This window comes from Nonomuraea sp. NPDC049637, assembly GCF_040675235.1.
Lineage (GTDB): Bacteria > Actinomycetota > Actinomycetes > Streptosporangiales > Streptosporangiaceae > Nonomuraea.
Genome location: NZ_JBFAOM010000066.1, coordinates 1 through 18,937, shown reverse-complemented (window position 1 = coordinate 18,937; position 18,937 = coordinate 1). Strand labels below are relative to the sequence as shown.

21 protein-coding genes are annotated in these 18,937 nt (G+C 71.1%); 7 read left to right on the top strand and 14 right to left on the bottom strand.

Features of this window, described 5'->3' with window-relative positions:
* Positions 1-8: 8 nt before the first annotated feature.
* On the top strand, positions 9-1,832 hold the full coding sequence (locus AB0J71_RS45855) for a DUF3352 domain-containing protein (protein WP_352326195.1): 1,824 nt from the start codon (positions 9-11) through the stop codon (positions 1,830-1,832).
* 50 nt (positions 1,833-1,882) lie between these two features.
* On the opposite strand, the gene AB0J71_RS45850 is transcribed toward AB0J71_RS45855, so the two are convergent.
* The 5 genes from AB0J71_RS45850 to clpS all read right to left on the bottom strand — a co-directional run bounded on the left by AB0J71_RS45850 (position 1,883) and on the right by clpS (position 4,484).
* A complete protein-coding gene (locus AB0J71_RS45850) occupies positions 1,883-2,830 on the bottom strand; it encodes a cysteine synthase (RefSeq protein ID WP_352327706.1) in 948 nt (315 codons plus the stop codon).
* A gap of 1 nt (position 2,831) precedes the next feature.
* Positions 2,832-3,104 carry a MoaD/ThiS family protein gene (locus AB0J71_RS45845; protein ID WP_352327705.1) on the bottom strand — a complete coding sequence of 91 codons (273 nt, stop codon included), beginning with the start codon at positions 3,102-3,104 and terminating at the stop codon, positions 2,832-2,834.
* 140 nt (positions 3,105-3,244) lie between these two features.
* Positions 3,245-3,646, bottom strand: a complete 402-nt coding sequence (locus tag AB0J71_RS45840; RefSeq protein WP_352327704.1) for a M67 family metallopeptidase — start codon at positions 3,644-3,646, stop codon at positions 3,245-3,247.
* A 9-nt stretch (positions 3,647-3,655) separates the two neighbouring features.
* Entirely contained in the window at positions 3,656-4,180 is a 525-nt protein-coding gene (locus AB0J71_RS45835) for a DUF2017 domain-containing protein (RefSeq protein ID WP_352327703.1), read from the bottom strand.
* 10 nt (positions 4,181-4,190) lie between these two features.
* Positions 4,191-4,484: an ATP-dependent Clp protease adapter ClpS gene (gene clpS / locus AB0J71_RS45830; RefSeq protein ID WP_352327702.1), complete on the bottom strand. Its 294-nt coding sequence runs from the start codon at positions 4,482-4,484 to the stop codon at positions 4,191-4,193.
* A gap of 46 nt (positions 4,485-4,530) precedes the next feature.
* Between clpS and AB0J71_RS45825 the strand changes: the two genes are divergently transcribed.
* The 3 genes from AB0J71_RS45825 (at position 4,531) to AB0J71_RS45815 (ending at position 7,072) form a co-directional block, all read left to right on the top strand.
* Positions 4,531-5,814 (top strand): nicotinate phosphoribosyltransferase, encoded by a 1,284-nt coding sequence (locus tag AB0J71_RS45825; RefSeq protein WP_352327701.1) that lies wholly within the window; start codon positions 4,531-4,533, stop codon positions 5,812-5,814.
* Positions 5,815-5,828: 14 nt separating this feature from the next.
* Complete coding sequence (locus AB0J71_RS45820) at positions 5,829-6,398, top strand: nicotinamidase (protein WP_352327700.1); 570 nt, start codon at positions 5,829-5,831, stop codon at positions 6,396-6,398.
* 164 nt (positions 6,399-6,562) lie between these two features.
* On the top strand, positions 6,563-7,072 hold the full coding sequence (locus AB0J71_RS45815) for a hypothetical protein (RefSeq protein ID WP_352327699.1): 510 nt from the start codon (positions 6,563-6,565) through the stop codon (positions 7,070-7,072).
* Between the two features lie 6 nt (positions 7,073-7,078).
* Here the strand turns inward: AB0J71_RS45815 and AB0J71_RS45810 are convergent, their stop codons facing one another.
* From AB0J71_RS45810 to AB0J71_RS45780, 7 genes are all read right to left on the bottom strand, one after another.
* Entirely contained in the window at positions 7,079-7,456 is a 378-nt protein-coding gene (locus tag AB0J71_RS45810) for an STAS domain-containing protein (RefSeq protein ID WP_364420487.1), read from the bottom strand.
* Positions 7,457-7,621: 165 nt separating this feature from the next.
* Positions 7,622-9,376 (bottom strand): DEAD/DEAH box helicase, encoded by a 1,755-nt coding sequence (locus AB0J71_RS45805; RefSeq protein WP_352327697.1) that lies wholly within the window; start codon positions 9,374-9,376, stop codon positions 7,622-7,624.
* 124 nt (positions 9,377-9,500) lie between these two features.
* Complete coding sequence (locus AB0J71_RS45800; RefSeq protein ID WP_352327696.1) at positions 9,501-10,379, bottom strand: hypothetical protein; 879 nt, start codon at positions 10,377-10,379, stop codon at positions 9,501-9,503.
* Between the two features lie 90 nt (positions 10,380-10,469).
* A complete protein-coding gene (locus AB0J71_RS45795; RefSeq protein WP_352327695.1) occupies positions 10,470-11,858 on the bottom strand; it encodes an MFS transporter in 1,389 nt (462 codons plus the stop codon).
* 24 nt (positions 11,859-11,882) lie between these two features.
* Complete coding sequence (locus AB0J71_RS45790) at positions 11,883-12,851, bottom strand: M43 family zinc metalloprotease (RefSeq protein ID WP_364420485.1); 969 nt, start codon at positions 12,849-12,851, stop codon at positions 11,883-11,885.
* Positions 12,852-12,929: 78 nt separating this feature from the next.
* On the bottom strand, positions 12,930-13,190 hold the full coding sequence (locus AB0J71_RS45785) for a DUF3039 domain-containing protein (RefSeq protein ID WP_352326135.1): 261 nt from the start codon (positions 13,188-13,190) through the stop codon (positions 12,930-12,932).
* A complete protein-coding gene (locus AB0J71_RS45780) occupies positions 13,187-13,672 on the bottom strand; it encodes a hypothetical protein (RefSeq protein WP_364420483.1) in 486 nt (161 codons plus the stop codon). The genes AB0J71_RS45785 and AB0J71_RS45780 overlap by 4 nt, the downstream gene beginning before the upstream one ends.
* A 68-nt stretch (positions 13,673-13,740) precedes the next feature.
* On the opposite strand from AB0J71_RS45780, the gene AB0J71_RS45775 reads away from it, so the two are divergent.
* Complete coding sequence (locus tag AB0J71_RS45775; RefSeq protein ID WP_364420481.1) at positions 13,741-15,147, top strand: cellulase family glycosylhydrolase; 1,407 nt, start codon at positions 13,741-13,743, stop codon at positions 15,145-15,147.
* Between the two features lie 96 nt (positions 15,148-15,243).
* Here AB0J71_RS45775 and AB0J71_RS45770 read toward each other — a convergent pair whose 3' ends face one another.
* Entirely contained in the window at positions 15,244-16,842 is a 1,599-nt protein-coding gene (locus AB0J71_RS45770) for an MFS transporter (protein ID WP_352326139.1), read from the bottom strand.
* Positions 16,843-16,989: 147 nt separating this feature from the next.
* Here AB0J71_RS45770 and AB0J71_RS45765 point away from each other — a divergent pair, with 147 nt between their 5' ends.
* On the top strand, positions 16,990-17,619 hold the full coding sequence (locus AB0J71_RS45765) for a TetR family transcriptional regulator (protein ID WP_352326140.1): 630 nt from the start codon (positions 16,990-16,992) through the stop codon (positions 17,617-17,619).
* Here AB0J71_RS45765 and AB0J71_RS45760 read toward each other — a convergent pair.
* Positions 17,616-18,194, bottom strand: coding sequence for a YqgE/AlgH family protein (locus AB0J71_RS45760; protein ID WP_352326141.1), 579 nt, complete (start codon positions 18,192-18,194; stop codon positions 17,616-17,618). The genes AB0J71_RS45765 and AB0J71_RS45760 overlap by 4 nt on opposite strands.
* Before the next feature lie 119 nt (positions 18,195-18,313).
* Between AB0J71_RS45760 and AB0J71_RS45755 the strand changes: the two genes are divergently transcribed.
* On the top strand, positions 18,314-18,838 hold the full coding sequence (locus AB0J71_RS45755; protein ID WP_352326143.1) for a hypothetical protein: 525 nt from the start codon (positions 18,314-18,316) through the stop codon (positions 18,836-18,838).
* Positions 18,839-18,937: the final 99 nt, after the last annotated feature.

The window sequence follows — 18,937 nt, the reverse complement described above, 5'->3', positions numbered from 1 at the left end:
GTTGAGTGATGTCTGCGAATAATCCCCCACCTGGCCAGGATCCTGAGCGCACCACGGCGTACCGAGGAGGCTGGGACCAGCCGCAGGAGCAGCCGTACCAGCCGCAGCAGCCGTACCAGCAGCCCTATGGTCAGCAGGCCCCCCAGCCGGGGCAGGGGGCTTCGTACGGGCAGCCGGCTTACAGCCCTCAATCCGCCTACGGCCAGCAACCCGCCTACGGCGCCCCGTACGGCGGCCAGGCCCAGCAGGGCTGGCAACAGCAACAGCAACCACAGCAGCAGCAGACCTGGCCGCCGCAGGACCCTTACGCCCAGCAGCACCAGCAGGGCTGGCAGCAGCAGGACCAGTACGCGCAGCAAGGTTGGCAGCAGCAGGGCCCCGAGGGATTCGGCCCGCCCCAACCGGCGAAGAAGGGCAGCCGCAAGGGCTGGCTGATCGCCGGCGCGGCGGCGCTCGCGGTGGTGCTGCTCGGCGGCGGCGCGGTGTGGGCCGTGGGCGCGATCGGCGGCGGCGGCACGCAGCCGAACGAGGTCCTGCCCGCCAACGCGATCGCCTACGCCCGCCTCGACCTCGACCCGGCCGCGAACCAGAAGCTGGCGCTGTTCCAGCTCGCCAGGAAGTTCACGGTCACCAAGGGCTCCTTCACCGGCGAGGACCCGCGCCAGGCCCTGTTCAACCTGGTCAACGAAACCGGCGAGAAGAAGGTCGACTTCGCCAAGGACGTGGACCCGTGGCTGGGCAGCAGGGTCGGTTTCGCCGCTGTGCCCTCCGGCCGGTCCGAGCCCGACTTCGCGGTCGCCGTGCAGGTCAAGGACCAGGCGCAGGCCAAGGCGGGCATCGCCAAGCTCATGGACGGCGACAAGTACGGCATCGCCTTCCGCGACGACTACGCGCTGCTGTCCTCGACCCAGGCGCTGGCCGACAAGTTCGCGAAGGGCGAGGCCACCCTCGCCGACAACAGCGAGTTCAACGACGACATGGGCGACGTCGGCGAGCAGGGCGTGTTGTCGTTCTGGGCGGACATGGGCGCGCTGGCCAAGCTCACCCCCATCCCCGCCGAGCAGGCCGCGAGCATCGAGCCCATCAAGGACGCCCGGTTCGCCGGCGCGCTGCGCTTCGACAGCGCCTACGTCGAGCTGGCCGGCCTGGTCAGGGGCGCCAAGGGCGTCACCGCGGACGACCTCCAGCCCGCCGCACTGGGCACGCTGCCCGCCGGCACCGCCGGGGCCCTGTCGGTCTCCGGCCTGGACCAGATGATCACCAAGCAGTGGGCCCAGATCCAGAAGTCGGCCGCGGCCAGTGGCGGCGCCGAGGTCCAGCAGCTGCTCGACCAGGCCAAGACCAAGTTCGGCCTCGACCTGCCCGGCGACCTCGCCACGGTGCTCGGCAAGAACTTCACGGTCGCGGTGGACAGCCAGGGCCTGGACGGCGACCAGATCAAGGCGGGCGTGCGCGTGGTCACCGACCCGGCCAAGGCCCAGGCGGTCCTCGGCAAGATCGAGAAGGCGCTGGCGGACAGCGGGCAGCCCGCTCCGCAGCTCGCCAAGGTGCCCGGTGACGGCGTCTTCACGGCGGCGACGAGCGAGGAGTACGCCAAGAAGCTGGCCGAGGAGGGCACGCTGGGCGACTCCGAGACGTTCCAGACCGCGATCCCCGACGCCGGCGAGGCCACCTTCGCGCTCTTCGTGGACCTCGACAAGGTCGAGCACCTGTACCTGCAGAGCATGGAGGGCGACGAGAAGGCCAACGTGCAGGTCCTGCGGGCCGTCGGGCTGAGCGGCAAGCAGAGCGCCACCGAGGCGGACTTCTCGCTGCGGGTGCTGTTCAACTGACCACGAAAGAAGGGGGGCGGCCGTTCCGGCCGCCCCCCTCCCTCATGTCCTCAGGCCCAGAGCTGGCCTTCGAGGCGCTCTTCCGCCTCCTCCAGGGTGCCGTCGTAGGCGCCCGTGGACAGGTACTTCCAGCCGCCGTCGGCCACCACGAAGACGACGTCGGCCCGCTCGCCCGCCTTGACGGCCTTCGCGGCCACGCCCAGCGCGGCGTGCAGCGCGGCGCCGGTCGAGACGCCCGCGAAGATGCCCTCGGCGGCCAGCAGCTCGCGGGTGCGCCGCAGCGCGTCGGCCGAGCCGACGGAGAAGCGGGTGGTCAGCACCGACTCGTCGTACAGCTCGGGGATGAAGCCCTCGTCGACGTTGCGCAGGCCGTAGACCAGCTCGCCGTAGCGCGGCTCGGCGGCGACGATCTGCACGCCGGGCACCCGTTCCCGCAGGAACCGGCCGACGCCCATGAGCGTGCCCGTCGTGCCGAGCCCGGCCACGAAGTGGGTGACCGTGGGCAGGTCGGCCAGGATCTCCGGGCCGGTGGTCTCGTAGTGGGAGCGCCAGTTGGCCGGGTTTCCGTACTGGTAGAGCATCACCCAGGACGGGTTCTCCGCGGCCAGGCCCTTGGCCACCCGGACGGCCTCGTTGGAGCCGCCCGCGGCGGGCGAGGAGATGATCTCCGCGCCCCACATGCGCAGGAGCTGACGGCGTTCCTCGGAGGTGTTCTCCGGCATCACGCAGACCAGCCGGTAGCCCTTGAGCCTGGCCGACATCGCCAGCGAGATGCCGGTGTTGCCGCTGGTGGGCTCCAGGATCGTGCAGCCGGGCGTGAGCAGGCCGTCCTTCTCGGCCTGCTCGATCATCCACAGCGCGGGCCGGTCCTTGATCGACCCGGTCGGGTTGCGGTCCTCGAGCTTGGCCCAGACGCGCACCTCGGGCGAGGGCGACAGCCGGGGCAGCCCGACGAGCGGCGTGCGCCCGACCGAGTCGATCAGCGAGTCGAACCGCATGTCACCCGCCGGCGACGGCGGGCAGCACGGTCACGGTGTCGCCGTCGGACACCGGGGTGCCGAGGCCGCCGAGGAAGCGCACGTCTTCGTCGTTGAGGTAGACGTTGACGAAGCGGCGCAGGCTGCCCTGGTCGACCAGGCGGTCCTTGATGCCGGGGTGGCGCGACTCAAGGTTGCTGATCAGCTCGTCGAGGGTGGCGCCCTCGGCGTCGACGGCCTTGGCGCCGTCGGTGTAGTTGCGCAGGATGGTGGGAATGCGAACCTCGATGGCCATCGCGGTCATTCTCCTCTTATCTGGTCGTCGTCCCATCGGCGGCAACACCGATGGCTTGGTACGGATTCCAGATCAGCGACAGTCGTAGACGACGACGGCCGGGGTGTGCGCGAAGAGGTAGCTCTGCACCGGCCGGACCATCATGGGAGGAATCTTACCTCTTCCTCCTCGATCACTCCGTCGAGGATCCGGTAGGAGCGGAACTCGACCTCGTTCTCGTCCCTGGTCGAGACCAGGACGTAGTGGGCCTGCGGCTCGGAGGCGTAGGACACGTCGGTGCGCGACGGGTACGCCTCGGTGGCGGTGTGGGAGTGGTAGATCACGACGGGCTCCTCGTCGCGGTCGTCCATCTCCCGCCAGACGCGCAGTTGCTCCATGGAGTCGAACCGGTAGAAGGTGGGCGAACGCTCGGCGTTCTCCATCGGGACGAACCGCTCGGGCACGCCGTCGCGGCCGGCGATCACCCCGCACGCCTCGTCGGGATGGTCGGCCCGGGCGTGCGCGACGATCTTGTCCACCAGTTCCTGCGAGATCGTGAGCATGCCCGGAAGCTACCAGAGGGCGCGGACCAGGCTGTCTTGGAGGTAGGTCAGCCAGTCGTAGGTGACGTAGGCCGGGTAGCGGGGGTCGTCCTCGGACATCATGGCGATCTCGTCGTGGATCTCCTCGGTCACGTCGAGCTTGGTGCCGAGCGTCAGGCGCACGTCGTTGAGCGAGCGCAGCCACGCCTGGGCCTGCTCCGGCGTCAGCTCGGCGGCGCCCGGCCGGGCGGTGTCCAGGACGGTCTGGGCGTCGGCGCGCTTGCCGTCGCGCAGCGTGGCCTCGGTGTAGCGGCGGAACTCCGAGGCCTCCTGCTCGTCCTCGTAGGCCGAGGGGAACAGCCGGGCCAGCACCGGATCGGTGGGCGCCTGGGCCGCCCCGATGCCGAGCGCCCGCTCCAGCGGATCGTCGCTGGTCTCCCCCGGCGCGACCAGGCCGAGCAGCATCGAGACGAGCGAGCGCAGCAGCGAGACCTCCGCGGACTCGAACTGCGCGATGACCGAGCCGTCGCGCCCGGCCGAGAACCCCGAACTCACCGCCGCCGCCTCACTTGACCGAATCCGGCTGGACCGTCGCCCACAGGCCGTAGGAGTGAAGAATCTGCACATCGCGTTCCATCTCTTCGCGCGTGCCACTGGACACGACCGCCTTGCCCTTTTGGTGGACGTCCAGCATCAGTCTCTCCGCCTTCTCCTTGGTGTAGCCGAAGACGGTTTGGAAGACATAGGTCACGTAGGACATGAGGTTGACCGGGTCGTTCCAGACGATGGTCACCCATGGCAGATCGGGCCGGACGTCCGATGACGGACGCTCGACGGTGATTGGAGCGGTGCTACCCACATCCCCGAGTCTGCCCTATCTGGGTCGTAGTCTTCGAGTCGTGAGAATGACCATGAGCACTGCGTTGCTCACAGATCACTATGAGCTGACGATGCTCCAGGCGGCGCTGCGCAGCGGCGCGGCGCACCGGCGGGCGGTCTTCGAGGTGTTCGCCAGGCACCTGCCGGGCGGCCGCCGGTACGGGGTCGTGGCCGGCACCGGACGCGTCCTGGACGAGCTCGAACGCTTCCGTTTCGGTGACGAAGAACTCACCTTTCTCCGCGAGCAGGAGGTGGTCGACGAATCGACTCTGGCGTTTCTCGCCGATTACCGGTTTTCCGGGAACGTCTACGGCTACCGCGAGGGCGACCTGTACTTCCCCGCCTCCCCGATCATGATCGTCGAGGGCACCTTCGCCGAGGCCGTGCTGCTGGAGACGCTGACGCTGTCGATACTCAACCACGACTGCGCCATCGCCTCGGCCGCCTCCCGCATGACCAACGCCGCCGGCAACCGCCCGCTCATCGAGATGGGCTCGCGCCGCACGCACGAGTACGCCGCCGTCGCCGCCGCCCGCGCCGCCTACATCGCCGGGTTCGCCTCCACCTCCAACCTCATGGCCGGCCACGTGTACGGCGTCCCCACGGCGGGCACGGCCGCGCACGCCTTCACCCTGCTGCACGACTCCGAGCGGGACGCGTTCGAGGCCCAGATCGCCTCCCTCGGCGTGGGCACGACCCTGCTGGTGGACACCTACGACGTGGCGCAGGCGGTGCGCACGGCGGTCGAGCTGGCCGGCAACAAGCTGGGCGCGGTCCGCATCGACTCCGGCGACCTGGCCGCCGCCGCGCAGGAGGTGCGCGAGCTGCTCGACTCGCTCGGCGCCTTCGACACCCGCATCGTGGTCACCTCCGACCTCGACGAGTACGCCATCGCCGCGCTCGCCGCCGCCCCGGTGGACGGCTACGGCGTGGGCACCTCCCTGGTGACCGGGTCCGGCGTCCCCACGGCGGCCCTGGTGTACAAGCTGGTGGCGCGGGAGACCGGGGCGGGCCGCCTGGAGGCCGTGGCCAAGCGGTCGGTGGGCAAGCCGTCGCGCGGGGGGCGCAAGGAGGCGTACCGGCTGCTGGACGACGCCGGGCACGTCGAGACCGAGCTGATCACGACCGGCGGCGTCGTCCCCGACGGCGGCATCCCCCTGCTGCACGAGCTGGTGCGCGACGGCGAGGTCGTCGGCCGGGAGCCCCTGTCGGCCGCCCGTGACCGCCACGCCGCGGCCGTCGCGCTGCTCCCCCAGGAGGCGCTGCACCTCGGGAGGGGGTACGCGGCGATCCCCACGGAGTTCGTCTGACGTATCGTGCTCTTATGGGCACCGCGTTGATCATCGTCGACGTGCAGAACGACTTCTGCGAGGGTGGCAGCCTGGCCGTGGCAGGCGGCTCGGAGGTGGCCGCCGCGATCACCCGCCATCTCGGCGAGCACGGCTACGACCACGTCGTGGCCACCCGTGACCACCACGTCGACCCCGGCACCCACTTCTCGGACACCCCCGACTACGTCACGTCCTGGCCCGCCCACTGCGTGGCCGGCACCCCCGGCGCCGACTTCCACCCCTCCTTCGACGTGTCGGAGGTGGAGGAGGTCTTCAGCAAGGGCGCCCACGCGGCGGCCTACAGCGGCTTCGAGGGCGCCTCGGGCGACGGCGCGCCGCTGGCCGACTGGCTGCGCGAGCGCGGGGTGACCGAGGTCGACGTGGTGGGCATCGCCACCGACCACTGCGTGCGCGCGACGGCGCTCGACGCGGCGGCCAACGGCCTGGCCGTGCGGGTGCTGCTCGACCTCACCGCGGGCGTCTCCCCGGCGACCACGCAGTCGGCCATGGCCCAGATGGAGGCTGCGGGCGTCACGCTGGAGGGCACGCCCAAGGCGGGCTGACCGGCCCCGCCCGGGACGACCTGGGGATGCACGCGACCGGACCTGATCACGGACGGTACACAGTGCGCAACCCTGCGGTCATGTGATATTCAAGGATGACCTAACCTCTCCGCAGTCGAAGTAGTACGTAGAGTCATATCTCTTCATCCTGTGCGAGGTTCCTCATGCTTGCCATCTCCCTGGGCGTGGCCTGGCTGCTGCTCGCCCCTCTCGCCCTCTGGGTGCTCGTCAAGGGCCGTCCGGGGGCGCGGGTGGGGGCGGTCGTGACGCTGGCGTTGCTGGAGGTCGCGACGGTCGCGATGGGCGACGTGCCCTCCGGCCGCGGCCCCGCCGTCGTGGCCCACGACATGCCGCCGGTGCCCGCGCTGCCCGCCTGCGACGAGCGCACCCCGATCCCCCAGTGGGCCAGGGTGGGCCGGCAGCTCGTGCTGTCGTGGTCGGCGGCGCCGCGCGAGTGCGCGACGGCCAAGGTGATCGCCCGTCCCGAGGGCCGCCGGCTGCTGGTGTGGGTGCACGAGGGGCCGCTGAGCGGCGACCATCAGGGCGTGCGCACCCTCCCCGTCCGCGTCAAGGACGGCCGGGCCGCGCTGACCGTCCCGCTGCCGGGCAAGGAGCGCTACATCCCGGTGGACGGCCGCTCCGGCAGGAGGATCCCGGCCCCCGCCGGCCTCTAGAGCGCCCTAGAGGGTCGCCACGGCCAGCCGCAGGGCCTCGTCGAACCGGGCGAACACCTCGAACGCGTGCCGCAGCCCCGTGATCGACAACACCCGCGCCATCACCCCGTGCACCCCCGCGAGCAGCAGCCTGGTGCCCCTCGACTCGCACCGCTGCATGACCTCGACGAGCTCGTTCATGCCCATCGAGTCGCAGAAGGCGACCGCGCCGAGGTCGAGGATCAGGAACGGCTCGGCCGGAAGCTCCCACACGCGCCGCAGGTGCTCGCGCAGGATCGGGATCGCGTGGACGTCGAGCTCGCCTTCGAGCCGGATGATGACGGCGTTTCGGGAGAGGCCGGAAGCGACGGTGAGGGTCGGCCTGCCGGGGGCCTCAGACGACATGGGCGAGATCCTTCTTGTGTCCCAAGACGGCCAAGAGGGTTGTTGCCGTTCTGGCCGGCCTTCTAACGGAAGGTCACTGCTCTGTGTCCAAATGTGCAGGGTCCCCTGCCTGACCCGCGCCGGGCCCCTTCGCCGGTTCGCGGGGAACCGGCGAAGGGGGCACGGCTAGCGCCGCTGGGTGGCCCAGCGGCGGATGGCGTCGATGCGCTCCTGGATCTGCTCGGCCGTGGCCTGCGCGATCGGCGGGCCGCCGCACGTGCGGCGCAGCTCGGCGTGGATGACGCCGTGGGGCTGGCCCGTGCGGTGGTTCCAGGCGCCGACCAGGCCGTTGAGCTCGCGCCTGAGCTCGGCGATCTGCTCGTGCGGGGCGAGCGTCTCCTTGGGCTGCTCGGCCGGGCCCTGCTTGCGCCTGGCGGCCTGCTGGTCGGACTGGCGCTTGCGGAGCAGGGTGGCCACCTGGTCGGGCTCCAGGAGGCCGGGCAGGCCGAGGAAGTCCTCCTCCTCGGCCGAGCCGATCTCCGCGCCGGTGCCGAACTCGCCGCCGTCGAAGAGCACGCGGTCGAAGGTGGCCGAGGTCTCCATCGTCTCGAACGGCAGCTCGTCGCCCAGGACGTCGGGGTTGTCCTTCTGCCGGTTGGCCTGCTCCAGCAGGCTGTCGTCGAGGCCGTCCTCCGGAGGCTTCTTGTTGAGCACGTGGTCGCGCTCGACCTCCATCTCGTTGGCCAGCCCCATGAGGGTGGGCACCGAGGGGAGGAAGACCGAGGCGGTCTCGCCGCGCTTGCGGGCGCGCACGAACCGGCCCACGGCCTGGGCGAAGAAGAGCGGGGTGGAAGTCGAGGTGGCGTAGACGCCCACGCACAGGCGCGGGATGTCGACCCCCTCGGAGACCATGCGGACGGCCACCAGCCACCGGTCGTGGGAGGCGGCGAACTGCTTGATCTTCTTGGACGCCCCCGGGTCGTCGGACAGGACCACCGTCGCGCCCTCGCCGGTGATGTTGCGCAGGTGGCGGGCGTAGGCGCGGGCGGTCTCGTGGTCGGTGGCGATCACCAGGCCGCCCGCGTCGGGCACGCCCCGGCGGACCTCGGTCAGGCGGCGGTCGGCGGCCTGCATGACCTGGCGGATCCAGTCGCCCTTGGGGTCGAGCGCGGCCCGCCACGCCTGGGACAGCTGATCCTTGGTGAGCGGGGTGCCGAGCGTCGCGGCGATCTCGTCGCCCGCGCGGGTGCGCCACTTCATCTCGCCCGAGTAGGCCAGGAAGATCACCGGACGGACGACGCCGTCGTCGAGCGCGGGGCCGTAGCCGTAGGAGAAGTCGGAGACGCTGCGCTTGACGCCCTCGGCGTCCTCCTCGTAGCCGACGAACGGGATCGGGTTGTCGTCGGACCTGAACGGCGTGCCGGTGAGCTGGAGCCGGCGGGTGGCGGGCTCGAACGCCTCGCGCACGCCGTCGCCCCACGACTTGGCGTCGCCCGCGTGGTGGATCTCGTCGAAGATGACCAGCGTCTTGCGGGCCTCGGTGCGCGCGCGGTGGAGCGCGGGGTGCATCGCGACCTGCGCGTAGGTCACCGCCACCCCGGTGTAGTCGCGCGAGGTGGTGCCCTGGCTGTTCTTGAACTCCGGGTCGATGCCGATGCCGACCCGGGCGGCGGCGTCGGCCCACTGGCGCTTGAGGTGCTCGGTGGGCGTGACGATGGTGACGGCCCTGATCACCCCGTTGGCCAGCAGCTCGCTGGCGATGCGCAGGGCGTAGGTCGTCTTGCCCGCGCCGGGGGTGGCCACGGTGAGGAAGTCACGCGGCTCGCGCCTGAAGTACAGGTCGAACGCCTGCTGCTGCCAGGCGCGCAGTTTGGGCGCGGTGCCCCACGCGGCGCGGTCTGGATAGGAAGGCGAAAGGTGGGACGCGGCGAAGGTGCTCACCGCATCACCTCTGGGGTTCGTGTGCTTCGCTCTCTCACAGTGACCCAAGAGTAATCGGGCTCACCGACAAGACGTGCCGTGCACCGAGGATTCTGGCCAAGGTCTTCCCTACGTGCTATGTGGCTTATCTGAAGCTCGTCATCACCGCGTCGAGCGCCTGTCTGCCGGTGGCCGCCTCGGGCTGGAGCAGGCCGACGAGCAGCACGGCGCGGCCCGCGCGAGTGAGAAGCATCACGCGCAGGAACGCGGGCCGGTTCACGACGTCCTGGTACTCGGCGCGCAGGGCACGGGTGTGTCCCTGGGGGATGTCGCGGTCGTCGACGACCGTGACCTTGTCGCCCTTGAGCAGCAGCCTGGAGTACAGCTCGGCGGCCTCCCCCGCGGCCTTCCTGGCGTTCGGCACGGGCTCGGCGACCCGCCTGGCCATGACCAGCGCGCCGTTGCCGTCCCTGGCGACCGAGGTGAAGCCGGTGACGGGCGGGACCGTCCCGGCGCTCCAGCCGGGCGGCAGCCGCAGCGTCACGCCGGCCACGGCGTCGCTCAGCCGGTCGGGCGCCGGCGGCGGCGCGCCGAGCCGGGACGCCACCGCGCTCACCCCGGCGACCAGCCCCGCCGCCGCCACCAGGGCGACCAGGACGCCCGCCGGACGCCGTCCGCGCCGCGGCGCCTGCTCCAGCGGCCCGGGGTCGGCGGGGGTGCCGTAGAGGCGGGCCGAGGGCGGCAGCGGCTCGGAGGGGGTGGCGTGGCGGCGGGCCGAGGGCGGCAGCGGGTCGGCGGCCGGCGGGACGGGCGGGACGGTCCTGCGGATCCGCGGGTTCCACGCCGGCCGCTCGTACGGGTCGCGCCCCCGGCGCGGCGGCCAGGGGGCCTCCTCGTCGTCGGCGCTGCCGTCGTCGAGGTCGTCGTCGCTGTCGGGGTCGTCCGGGAAGTCCGCGTCCTGGGGAGGAGTGCGGCGGTGCCGGGGCCCGGAAGCGGGGGGCCAGACCCGGTGATCATCCTCCATGACACCTCCTCGTCCCGTTGTCCTATCACTCCTCGGGACGAAGATCTGGCGATCCGTGATCGTTGTGGCGGGAGGGGCAGAATCACACGATCAGCGGGTGCGGGCGGCCAGGAACGTGGCGGCCAGCCCGATGAGCGCCATGAGGACCGAGATCACCACGAACCCGGTGGCGATCTGCCCGGAGCCGTGCCCGATGAAGTTGATCACCGCGCCGCCCAGGCCGACGGTCAGGGCCGAGCCCAGCATGTCGGTGACCGACAGCGCGGCGGAGTTGGCGCCCTGCTCGCTGACCGGCGACTGCCTGAGCGCGGTGACGCTGACCGTGGTCATGCCGAGGCCCATGCCGAACCCGGCCGCGATCCAGGCCGGCACCGCGATCCAGCCGCTCACCGCGGGCAGCGCCGCGAACAGCGCGATCACGATCCCGGCCGTGACGCACACCGCCCCGAGCCTGATCCGCCGGTGCGGCTCGGCGGTCCGCCTGCTCTGCAGGAACGAGCCCGCCGACCAGCCGAGCGCGCCCGTGGTCAGCGCGATCCCGGCGGCCCTGGCGTCGAAGAGCTTGACCGACGTGAGCACCAGCGGGATGAAGGAGTTCACCCCGAAGAAGGCGGCCGAGAAGAACCCGCGCAGCAGCACAGTCGTGGGCAGCCCGCGGCCGAACCGCAGCGCGCCCGGCGGCAGCAGCCGGTAGAGGCCGTAGACGAGGAAGCACAGCCCGCCGAGCGTGGCGGCCGTGCCGATCACCGGCTGCTTGTGCAGCTCGTCCACGCCCCACAGCAGCACGCCCGCGCCGCCCGCGGCGGAGGTGGCGGCCAGCGTCATCGCCAGCGGCTGCGAACGCGGCCCGCGCGGGCTCTCGTCGGCCTCCCCCGGCGAGGCCATCCGGAGCGCGGGGACGAGCATCACCAGCGCGGGCACCACCAGCGGGATGATCCCGTAGAAGACGAAACGCCAGCCCCACTCCTTCGCGACGGCCCCCGCCACGGCCGGCCCGACCATCGAGGGCACGACCCAGGCGGCCGACAGCGCCGCGAAGACCTTGGGCCGCACGACCGCCGGGTAGACCCGCGCGATCATCACGTACAGCGCCACGATCGAGCAACCGGCCCCCAGCCCCTGGACGGCCCGCGCCACCAGGAACAGCTCCTTGGCGCCGGCCGCGCCGGCCAGCGCCATCCCGGCGACGAACAGCACCACCCCGACGAGGAACGGCAGCGGGTAGCCGCGCCGGTCCGACCAGAGCCCGGCGACCACGTTGGCGAACAGGCTGGCGATGAGGAAGGCCGAGAAGCTGATGCCGTAGAGGTTGAGCGCGTCGAGGTCCTGCGAGACCGCCGGCATGACGACGCCGACCGACATGCCCTCGAAGGCGATCAGGGTGACCACCAGAAGGATCCCCAAGGTGGCGGTGCGGTACTGGGGGCCGAGGATCGGAGGTGAGGTGTCGGGAGCGTCAATTGCCTTCGGTGCTGTCACCTGCACATCGTAATTGGCCTCAAACTACGCATCTGCGCTGCGTCGGTAGGCCGTCCACATCTCGTGCATGCGGTCGGCCTGGCCCCGGGTGAACTCCGACATGCAGCGGTCGTGGGTGTAGTCCATGTAGTTGCGCATCGGGTCCGAACCGGCGTGGGGGCAGGTGTCCTTGCCCTCGGGGCAGCCTTCGGTCGCGCGGGCCTCGGGGGCGGTGTCGGCGATGCCGTCGCCGGGTTCGTCGCAGCCGTTCTCGAAGGTGTGGAACAGGCCGAGCCAGTGGCCGATCTCGTGGACGCCGGTGTAGCCCTTGTCGTAGTTGGTCATCGGGCCGCCGGGCAGGCTGCGCCAGTCGATCACGACGCCGTCGAGGGCGGGGGCGCCGGCGTACCAGTAGGGGTAGCTGGCGAAGCCCAGCATGAGCTCGCTGAGCTGGGCGATGTAGAGGTTGAGCGTCTGGGCGCCGCCCTGGTGCAGGCGGGTCTTCATGTCCTTCTCGGCGCCGACGGGGTCGGTGAACCAGCCGGCGTTCTCCTTGACGGACACGGACTCCAGCCTGAAGCGCACGCCGGTGTCGACGCCTCCGTTGCGGCCGGCGTAGGCGGCGTTGAGCACGTCGATCTGGGCCTTGACCGCCTGCTCGGAGACCTTGCGGCGGCCGTCGGTGAGGACGACCACCCGGGTCGGCACGGTGATGCGCGCGGGCACGGTCACCCCGCGCAGCCGGACCTTCAGCTCGGCCATGACCTTGGCGACGTCCTCGGGGAGCGGCGAGCGCGGGCCGGTCGCCCTCGGCTCGCCCGGGGACAGGCGAGGTGTCGGACCAGGAGCCGGGCGCGCGGTCAGGCCCAGGGCCGGGCGCCCGGTCAGATGCTCGGTCAGGCGCGCGGCCGACGACGGGCAGCGCGACGTCGGCGTGGCGTCGAGCGGGGGCGGCGGGACGAGCCCGGCCGCCAGCAGGCATGCCAACGAGACGGCGGTCGCGCGCCGGGCCATGCAATCCCCCTGTGACGCTATGGGCTGGTCAGATTACCGACCGTAGCCTTACCCGAGGGGATTGGGCTTCAGCAACACTCACTGCTTCTTGTCGTCGCCCCCGTCGCCGCCCGACGGGAGACCTTCGTAGATCTCCTTGCACTCCGGGCAGACCGGGTATTTCTTCGGGTCCCGGCTGGGCACCCAGATCTTGCCGCACAGGGCGCGGATGGGTGTGCCCGTCACCATGCTCTCGGTGATCTTGTGCTTGTCCGCGTAGTGGGCGAAGCGCTCGTGGTCGCCGTCACCGTGCGAGGTGCGCGGCGTGGTCTCCTGCTCTGGGAGGATCTTCGTGCTCACCCCATCGAGTTTATGCCCGCCGGCGAGCGGTCCCGCGTTCCGCGCCGGCGTGGCAGCGCGGCGAGCCCGGGAAGCCAGCCGAGCACGATTCCCCAGATCAGCCCCACGGCCAGGCCGCCGCCGAGATAGCCCAGATAGGCGCCGATCCCGGCCTGCGCGACCGTGGCGAGCAGCGCCGCGCGCAGCAGGTTCACCGCGACCGCGGCGACGAGGAACCTGCCCCAGGTGCGCCAGAAGCCGCCGCGCGTGGCCGCGACCGCGCCGACCAGGGCGAGCGCCAGGACCGTGTCGGCGAGCGTGAGCAGCCACGTCGTCTCGCCGAGGGGGACGACGCGCAGGCCCGGCAGCGCGTACGGGGCCCCGACCGCGGACGGCACGGCCAGGTAGCCGACCCGCGTGACCAGGGTCGAGCCGAACAGACCGAACCCCAGGACGATCAAGAAGGCGACGATCGCCGGCAGGCTATTGCGAACAAGGCTCATGTTCGGCAGGCTAGCCGCGTCCATGATTCTGATGGAAGACCCCATTTCCCGGCATCCGCGGAGATCAGATGAAGCGTGCCAGGTTGCTCGCGACGGCAGCCGTGCTCGTCCTGCTGGCCGGAGGCGCCGTCGCCGCCGCGACCAGGGACGCTCCCCCCTCCACGCCCCGCTATGTCACCGACGACCGGGGACGGGCGCTGATCCTGCACGGCTTCAACACGGCGGGCAGCGCCAAGGGCGCCCCCGACGCCCTGCCCGAGCTGACCCCGGACGACATCGACCGCGAGTACCGGGACATGGGCACGAATTTCGTGCGGTTCCTCATCCAGTGGCGGGCCGTGGAGCCCTCCCCCGGCACCTATGACACGAAATATCTGGACAAGGTGGGTGAGCGGGTGCGGTGGTACTCCGACCGCGGCTACCAGGTCATGCTCGACATGCACCAGGACCTGTGGGGCAACGGCATCACCCCCACCGGCGTCGCCGGCAACGGCGCGCCCGGCTGGGCCACCCACACCGACGGCCTGCCGGTGGCCACCGACCACTTCACCTGGGAGATGTACTACCTGGAGCCCGGCGTCATCCGGGCCTTCGACCACTTCTGGAACACCACCGGCGAGCACCCCGAGCTGATGGACCACTACGCCAGGGCGTGGGCGGCGGTCGCGGCCCGCTTCAAGGACGTGCCGGGCGTCCTCGGGTACGACCTGATGAACGAGCCGTGGGGCGGCTCGGTCCAGGGCGCGGCGTTCGAGACCGGCCCCCTGGCCACCCTCTACCGCAAGAGCATCGACCGGATCAGGGCGGTCGACCAGGACAGCTGGATCTTCCTGGAGCCGCAGGCCGTGGGCGTCAACTGGGGGCTGCCGTCGTCGCTGCCGCGCTTCGACGACCCGCGCGGCGGGCCGCCGCGCATCGCCTTCGCCCCGCACGTCTACCCGCTGCCGCTGGACCTCGGGGACGACTACGCCGCGGGCTCCAAGGAGTGGACCGACCGCACGCTGGGCTGGTGGCGCGACAACGTCGCACGGACGGCCGAGCGTATGAAGGCGCCCGTCCTGCTGGGCGAGTTCGGGCTGGACATGACCCGGCCCGGCGCGTCCGACCTGGTGCGGAAGGTCCAGGGGGTGAGCGACGAGGTGGGCACCGGCATGGCCTACTGGTCGCGGGACGCCGACGCGTGGGGGCCGTACGACGTGAAGGGCAAGGCCACCGCGTTGCCGGGCGCGTACGTCCGGGCGTACCCGAGGGCGATCGGCGGCGTCCCGGTCAGCGTCACGTACGGCGAGAACCGCCTCCAGGTGACCTTCGACGCCAACGAGACCGGCCCCACCGAGATCTACCTGCCCGAACGCGGCTTCCCGAACGGCGCCCGGGTGGACGGCGGCACCGCCGCCTGGAACGCCGCGCGGCGCATCCTGACGGTCACCACCAAGACCTCGGGCCGCGTCGTCCTGACCGTCACCCCCGCATGACCGGGCCCGGACAATTCGTCACCCCCGCACACGCGGGCCCGGACAGCGGAACGGCCCCCGCCACGCTTGGGCGGGGGCCGTTCCGGCGGGACGCGGTCAGCCCATGTGGACCGGCGCGCCCTCGCTCTTCCGCCCGGCCTTGACGAACAGCGTCAGCAGGGCCGTCAGCACCGCGACACCGGTGCTGACCAGGAAGGCGAGGTGCATGCCGTCCATGAACGAGTGGTGCACGGCGTCGGTGACCACCTGCGGCAGCCCGGGAGGCGCCGCGCCGAACGCGGCGGCCTTCTCCAGCAGCGGGAGCTGCGCGGGCGGGATCGCCTGCGCCGCCGGGCCGAGGTAGCCGGGCAGGGTGTCGGCGATCTCGCCGGCCATCACGGCGCCCAGGATCGCGGTGCCGAGCGCGCCGCCGACCTGCATGGCCGACTGCTGCACGCCACCCGCGACGCCGCTCAGCTCGACCGGCGCGTTGCCCACGATGATCTCGGTCGCGCCGACGAACACCGGCGAGAGACCGAAGGCCAGCAGCACGAACGGCAGGCCGCTCTCGATGAACGAGGCGTCGATGCTGAGACGCGACATGAGGAACATCGAGCACGCGGTGATCAGCAGACCGGCGGCCATCGTGATCTTCGGCCCGAGCTTGCCGATCGCCATGCCGGCCAGCGGCGAGGCCACGATCATGCCCGCGCTCATCGGCAACATGCGCAGACCGGCCTCCAGCGGGGTCAGGCCGTGCACGCCCTGGAAGAAGAAGCCCAGGAAGAACATCGCGCCGAACATGGCGAACGCGACCATCATCATCAGCAGGGTGCCGATCGAGATCGAGGCGTTCTTGAACAGCGACAGCGGCACGAGCGGCTGCTTGGCCCTGCTCTGCCAGAAGATGAACCCGGCGATGAGCACCACGAAGGCGCCGATGAAGGTCAGCGTCGTCGAGTCGCCCCAGCCCCACTCGGGGGCCTTGATGATCGTCCAGACCAGCGAGAACATCGCGCCGGACAGCAGCAGCACGCCGAGCCAGTCGATCCTGGCGAACGTCTGGACGCGGTTCTCCTTGATCAGGAAGATGCCCATGATCAGCGCGACGATGCCCACCGGGGCGTTGATGAAGAAGACCGACTCCCAGCTCACCTTCTCCACCAGCACGCCGCCCACGATCGGGCCGGCGGCGCTGGACAGGCCGATGATCGCACCCCAGGCCCCCATGGCCTGGTTCAGCTTCTCACCGGGGAAGGCGCCGCGCAGCAGGGCCAGGGCGGCCGGCTGGAGCAGCGCGCCGAAGAGGCCCTGCAGCACCCGAAGGCCGATCAGCGCGCCGACCGGCGAAATGCCGGGAACGATGTCGGCCAGTTCCTGGCTGAGACCGATGCCGACCGAGGACAGAGCGAAGCCGGTCACGCCGATCAGGAAGACGCGCTTGTGCCCGAACAGGTCGCCGAGCTTGCCCGCCGTGATCAGGAACACCGCCAGCGCGAGCAGGTAACCGCTGGTCACCCACTGCAGGTCGGACAGCGACGCCTTCAACTCCACCTGGATGACGGGGTTGGCGATGCCCACCACCGTGCCGTCCAGCATCACCATGATGACGCCGAGGCTGACCGCCAGCAGCACCAGCCACGGGTTTCCGCCACCTGTCCCCGTCTTACCGAGGCCGGGCGACGACGGTTCGACGACCGCCTTCGCGTTAGCCATAAGGTCCCCCTCAGTCACATACCGCTCAACTGCGGCATAGGTCTCGTAAGCCTCAGGTAGGGTATGTCAGGCGATGACTTATGACAAACGATTTTAAAAAGACGCTGCATGACTTCTGGCACACTGTGACAGAAAGGTGGCGAAGGGGTGTCCGCTGTGGGTCTACGGGAACGCAAGAAGGAGAAGACGCGCCTCGCGCTCCTCGACGCGGCGCTCGACCTGTTCCTCGAACAAGGATACGAGTCCACCACGATCGAGCAGATAGCGGGGGTCGTCGAAGTCTCTCCCCGCACCTTCTTCCGCTACTTCACCAGCAAGGACCATCTCGTGCTGTGGTTCCACGACCACGGCGAGGAGATCCTGCTGGAGGAGTTCGCCGCTCGTCCCGCGGACGAGCCCCCGTTCACGTCGCTCATGCACGGCCTGCGGGCCATGGTGGACGACATGCAGGGGTCAACGCCGGAGGACACCGAGAGGTTCCTGAAGCTGCGGCAACTATTCGATAAATATCCACATCTGGTGGGACAGTCGGTGGCCCGGGGCGCCGTCACGGAGATGCGGCTGGCCGAGGCCGTCGCCGCCCGCAGGGGCGTCGCCCCCGAGGACGATCAGCTGACGTACCTGATCGTGGCGTTCGCGATGTCCACCATGCGCATCGGCTTCGAGTGCCCCCGCAGGGAGACCACCATGCCGGAGATCGTCTCGCGCATCTCCGAGGCGGTCGCGCTGGCCGAGGCGTCGCTGCGGCCGGGCTGGGACACCCGCCCGGCGGCCTAGTTCATCGTGGGGTCGTCGGGGCAGGTCGCCACGAAGGCCAGCTCGCCCGGCTGGCGGCGCAGCACGTGCCGCCAGAGCGAGCCGGGGTCGCCGTGGAAGGTGTCGCCGGCCTCGGAGTCGACGACGTACCAGGCGCCCTCGGCGATCTCGCTCTCCAGCTGGCCGGAGGTCCAGCCGGCGTACCCGGCGAAGATCCGCATCTGCGCGATCTCGCCCTGGAGGATCTCGGGGGGCGCGTCGAGGTCGACCGTGCCCAGGCGGGAGACGGCCGGGGTGCCCGCGTGCAGCCTGCGCCAGCCGAGCGGCTCCTCCCCGCTCGGGACCGCCGCGAGGGCGAGGGCGCTGTCGGTCTGCACGGGGCCGCCCTCGAACAGCACCGGCGGCCCGGTCACCAGCGGGTCCCAGACCGGCAGCACCTGTGTGACGGAGATGTCGCTCGGCCGGTTGAGCACCACGCCGAGCGTGCCGCCGTCGTGGTCGTGTTCCAGGATGAGCACGACGCTACGCCGGAAGTTGGGGTCGTCAAGAAGCGGCGTCGCCACCAACAAACCGCCGACGTAGATCGCTTCCGCCATACCTCCATCATGATGGGTGTGACGGGCTTCCGCTCCCCCGGCTCGGCCATGTTACTTTCTGTGCACTTATGGGCACGATCTGTGGCAAAGATCACGCTTGCGGGGCTCGGGAGGAGCACATGCGCATCGGTACACGCCTCGTCCTGGCCGCCCTTCCCGTGGGCGCGGCCCTGCTGCTTCCGTCGTCCGCGCAGGCGTGGCCACTGCCGGACCGGGGTGATCCGTTCACGATGACGACCGACCGGCTCGCGTGCGGTTCGGGGTCCGTACGGGTCACGCTGCGCAACCAGACGCCCCAGCTCGCCCGGTTCGACCTGCGGGTGGACGCGAGGAGCGTGGCGACCGGCTCGATCCCGGCCCGCAAGCAGGTGGTCAGGACGGTCCGCATCGACCGGGGCACCACCCGCGAGATCGAGGCGTTCTCGGTCACCGACACCCATCCCGACACGCTGATCGACTCCACCCGGGTGCGCAACGACTGCACCTGGGGGCGGGAGCGGCGGCACAGCCGGCTGCCGTACACCGGGCCGCCGTCCGACCTGTGGGGCAAGCTGGCCACGGCGGCCGGGCTCGTGGTGATGGGCGGGATCATGTGGTGGTACGGCTCCGTCTGGCCCCGTTCGGTGCCCGACGGCCCGCTGTGACCCCGCCCGTGACCCCGCCCGTGACCCCGCCCGTGACCCCGCCCGTGACCCCGCCCGTGACCCCGCCCGTGACCCCGCCCGTGACCCCGCCCGCGCGGG

What these genes read in the sequence shown, in the direction of transcription:
- AB0J71_RS45760 (WP_352326141.1), bottom strand. Translation starts at nt 18,194, where the DNA reads ATGGCGGAAGCGATCTACGTCGGCGGTTTGTTGGTGGCGACGCCGCTT.
- AB0J71_RS45780 (WP_364420483.1), bottom strand. Translation starts at nt 13,672, where the DNA reads ATGAGCCTTGTTCGCAATAGCCTGCCGGCGATCGTCGCCTTCTTGATC.
- AB0J71_RS45825 (WP_352327701.1), top strand. Translation starts at nt 4,531, where the DNA reads ATGACCATGAGCACTGCGTTGCTCACAGATCACTATGAGCTGACGATG.
- AB0J71_RS45770 (WP_352326139.1), bottom strand. Translation starts at nt 16,842, where the DNA reads ATGGCTAACGCGAAGGCGGTCGTCGAACCGTCGTCGCCCGGCCTCGGT.
- AB0J71_RS45755 (WP_352326143.1), top strand. Translation starts at nt 18,314, where the DNA reads ATGCGCATCGGTACACGCCTCGTCCTGGCCGCCCTTCCCGTGGGCGCG.
- AB0J71_RS45820 (WP_352327700.1), top strand. Translation starts at nt 5,829, where the DNA reads ATGGGCACCGCGTTGATCATCGTCGACGTGCAGAACGACTTCTGCGAG.
- AB0J71_RS45775 (WP_364420481.1), top strand. Translation starts at nt 13,741, where the DNA reads ATGAAGCGTGCCAGGTTGCTCGCGACGGCAGCCGTGCTCGTCCTGCTG.
- AB0J71_RS45800 (WP_352327696.1), bottom strand. Translation starts at nt 10,379, where the DNA reads ATGGAGGATGATCACCGGGTCTGGCCCCCCGCTTCCGGGCCCCGGCAC.
- AB0J71_RS45790 (WP_364420485.1), bottom strand. Translation starts at nt 12,851, where the DNA reads ATGGCCCGGCGCGCGACCGCCGTCTCGTTGGCATGCCTGCTGGCGGCC.
- AB0J71_RS45840 (WP_352327704.1), bottom strand. Translation starts at nt 3,646, where the DNA reads ATGCTCACGATCTCGCAGGAACTGGTGGACAAGATCGTCGCGCACGCC.
- AB0J71_RS45850 (WP_352327706.1), bottom strand. Translation starts at nt 2,830, where the DNA reads ATGCGGTTCGACTCGCTGATCGACTCGGTCGGGCGCACGCCGCTCGTC.
- AB0J71_RS45810 (WP_364420487.1), bottom strand. Translation starts at nt 7,456, where the DNA reads ATGTCGTCTGAGGCCCCCGGCAGGCCGACCCTCACCGTCGCTTCCGGC.
- AB0J71_RS45855 (WP_352326195.1), top strand. Translation starts at nt 9, where the DNA reads ATGTCTGCGAATAATCCCCCACCTGGCCAGGATCCTGAGCGCACCACG.
- AB0J71_RS45815 (WP_352327699.1), top strand. Translation starts at nt 6,563, where the DNA reads ATGCTTGCCATCTCCCTGGGCGTGGCCTGGCTGCTGCTCGCCCCTCTC.
- AB0J71_RS45845 (WP_352327705.1), bottom strand. Translation starts at nt 3,104, where the DNA reads ATGGCCATCGAGGTTCGCATTCCCACCATCCTGCGCAACTACACCGAC.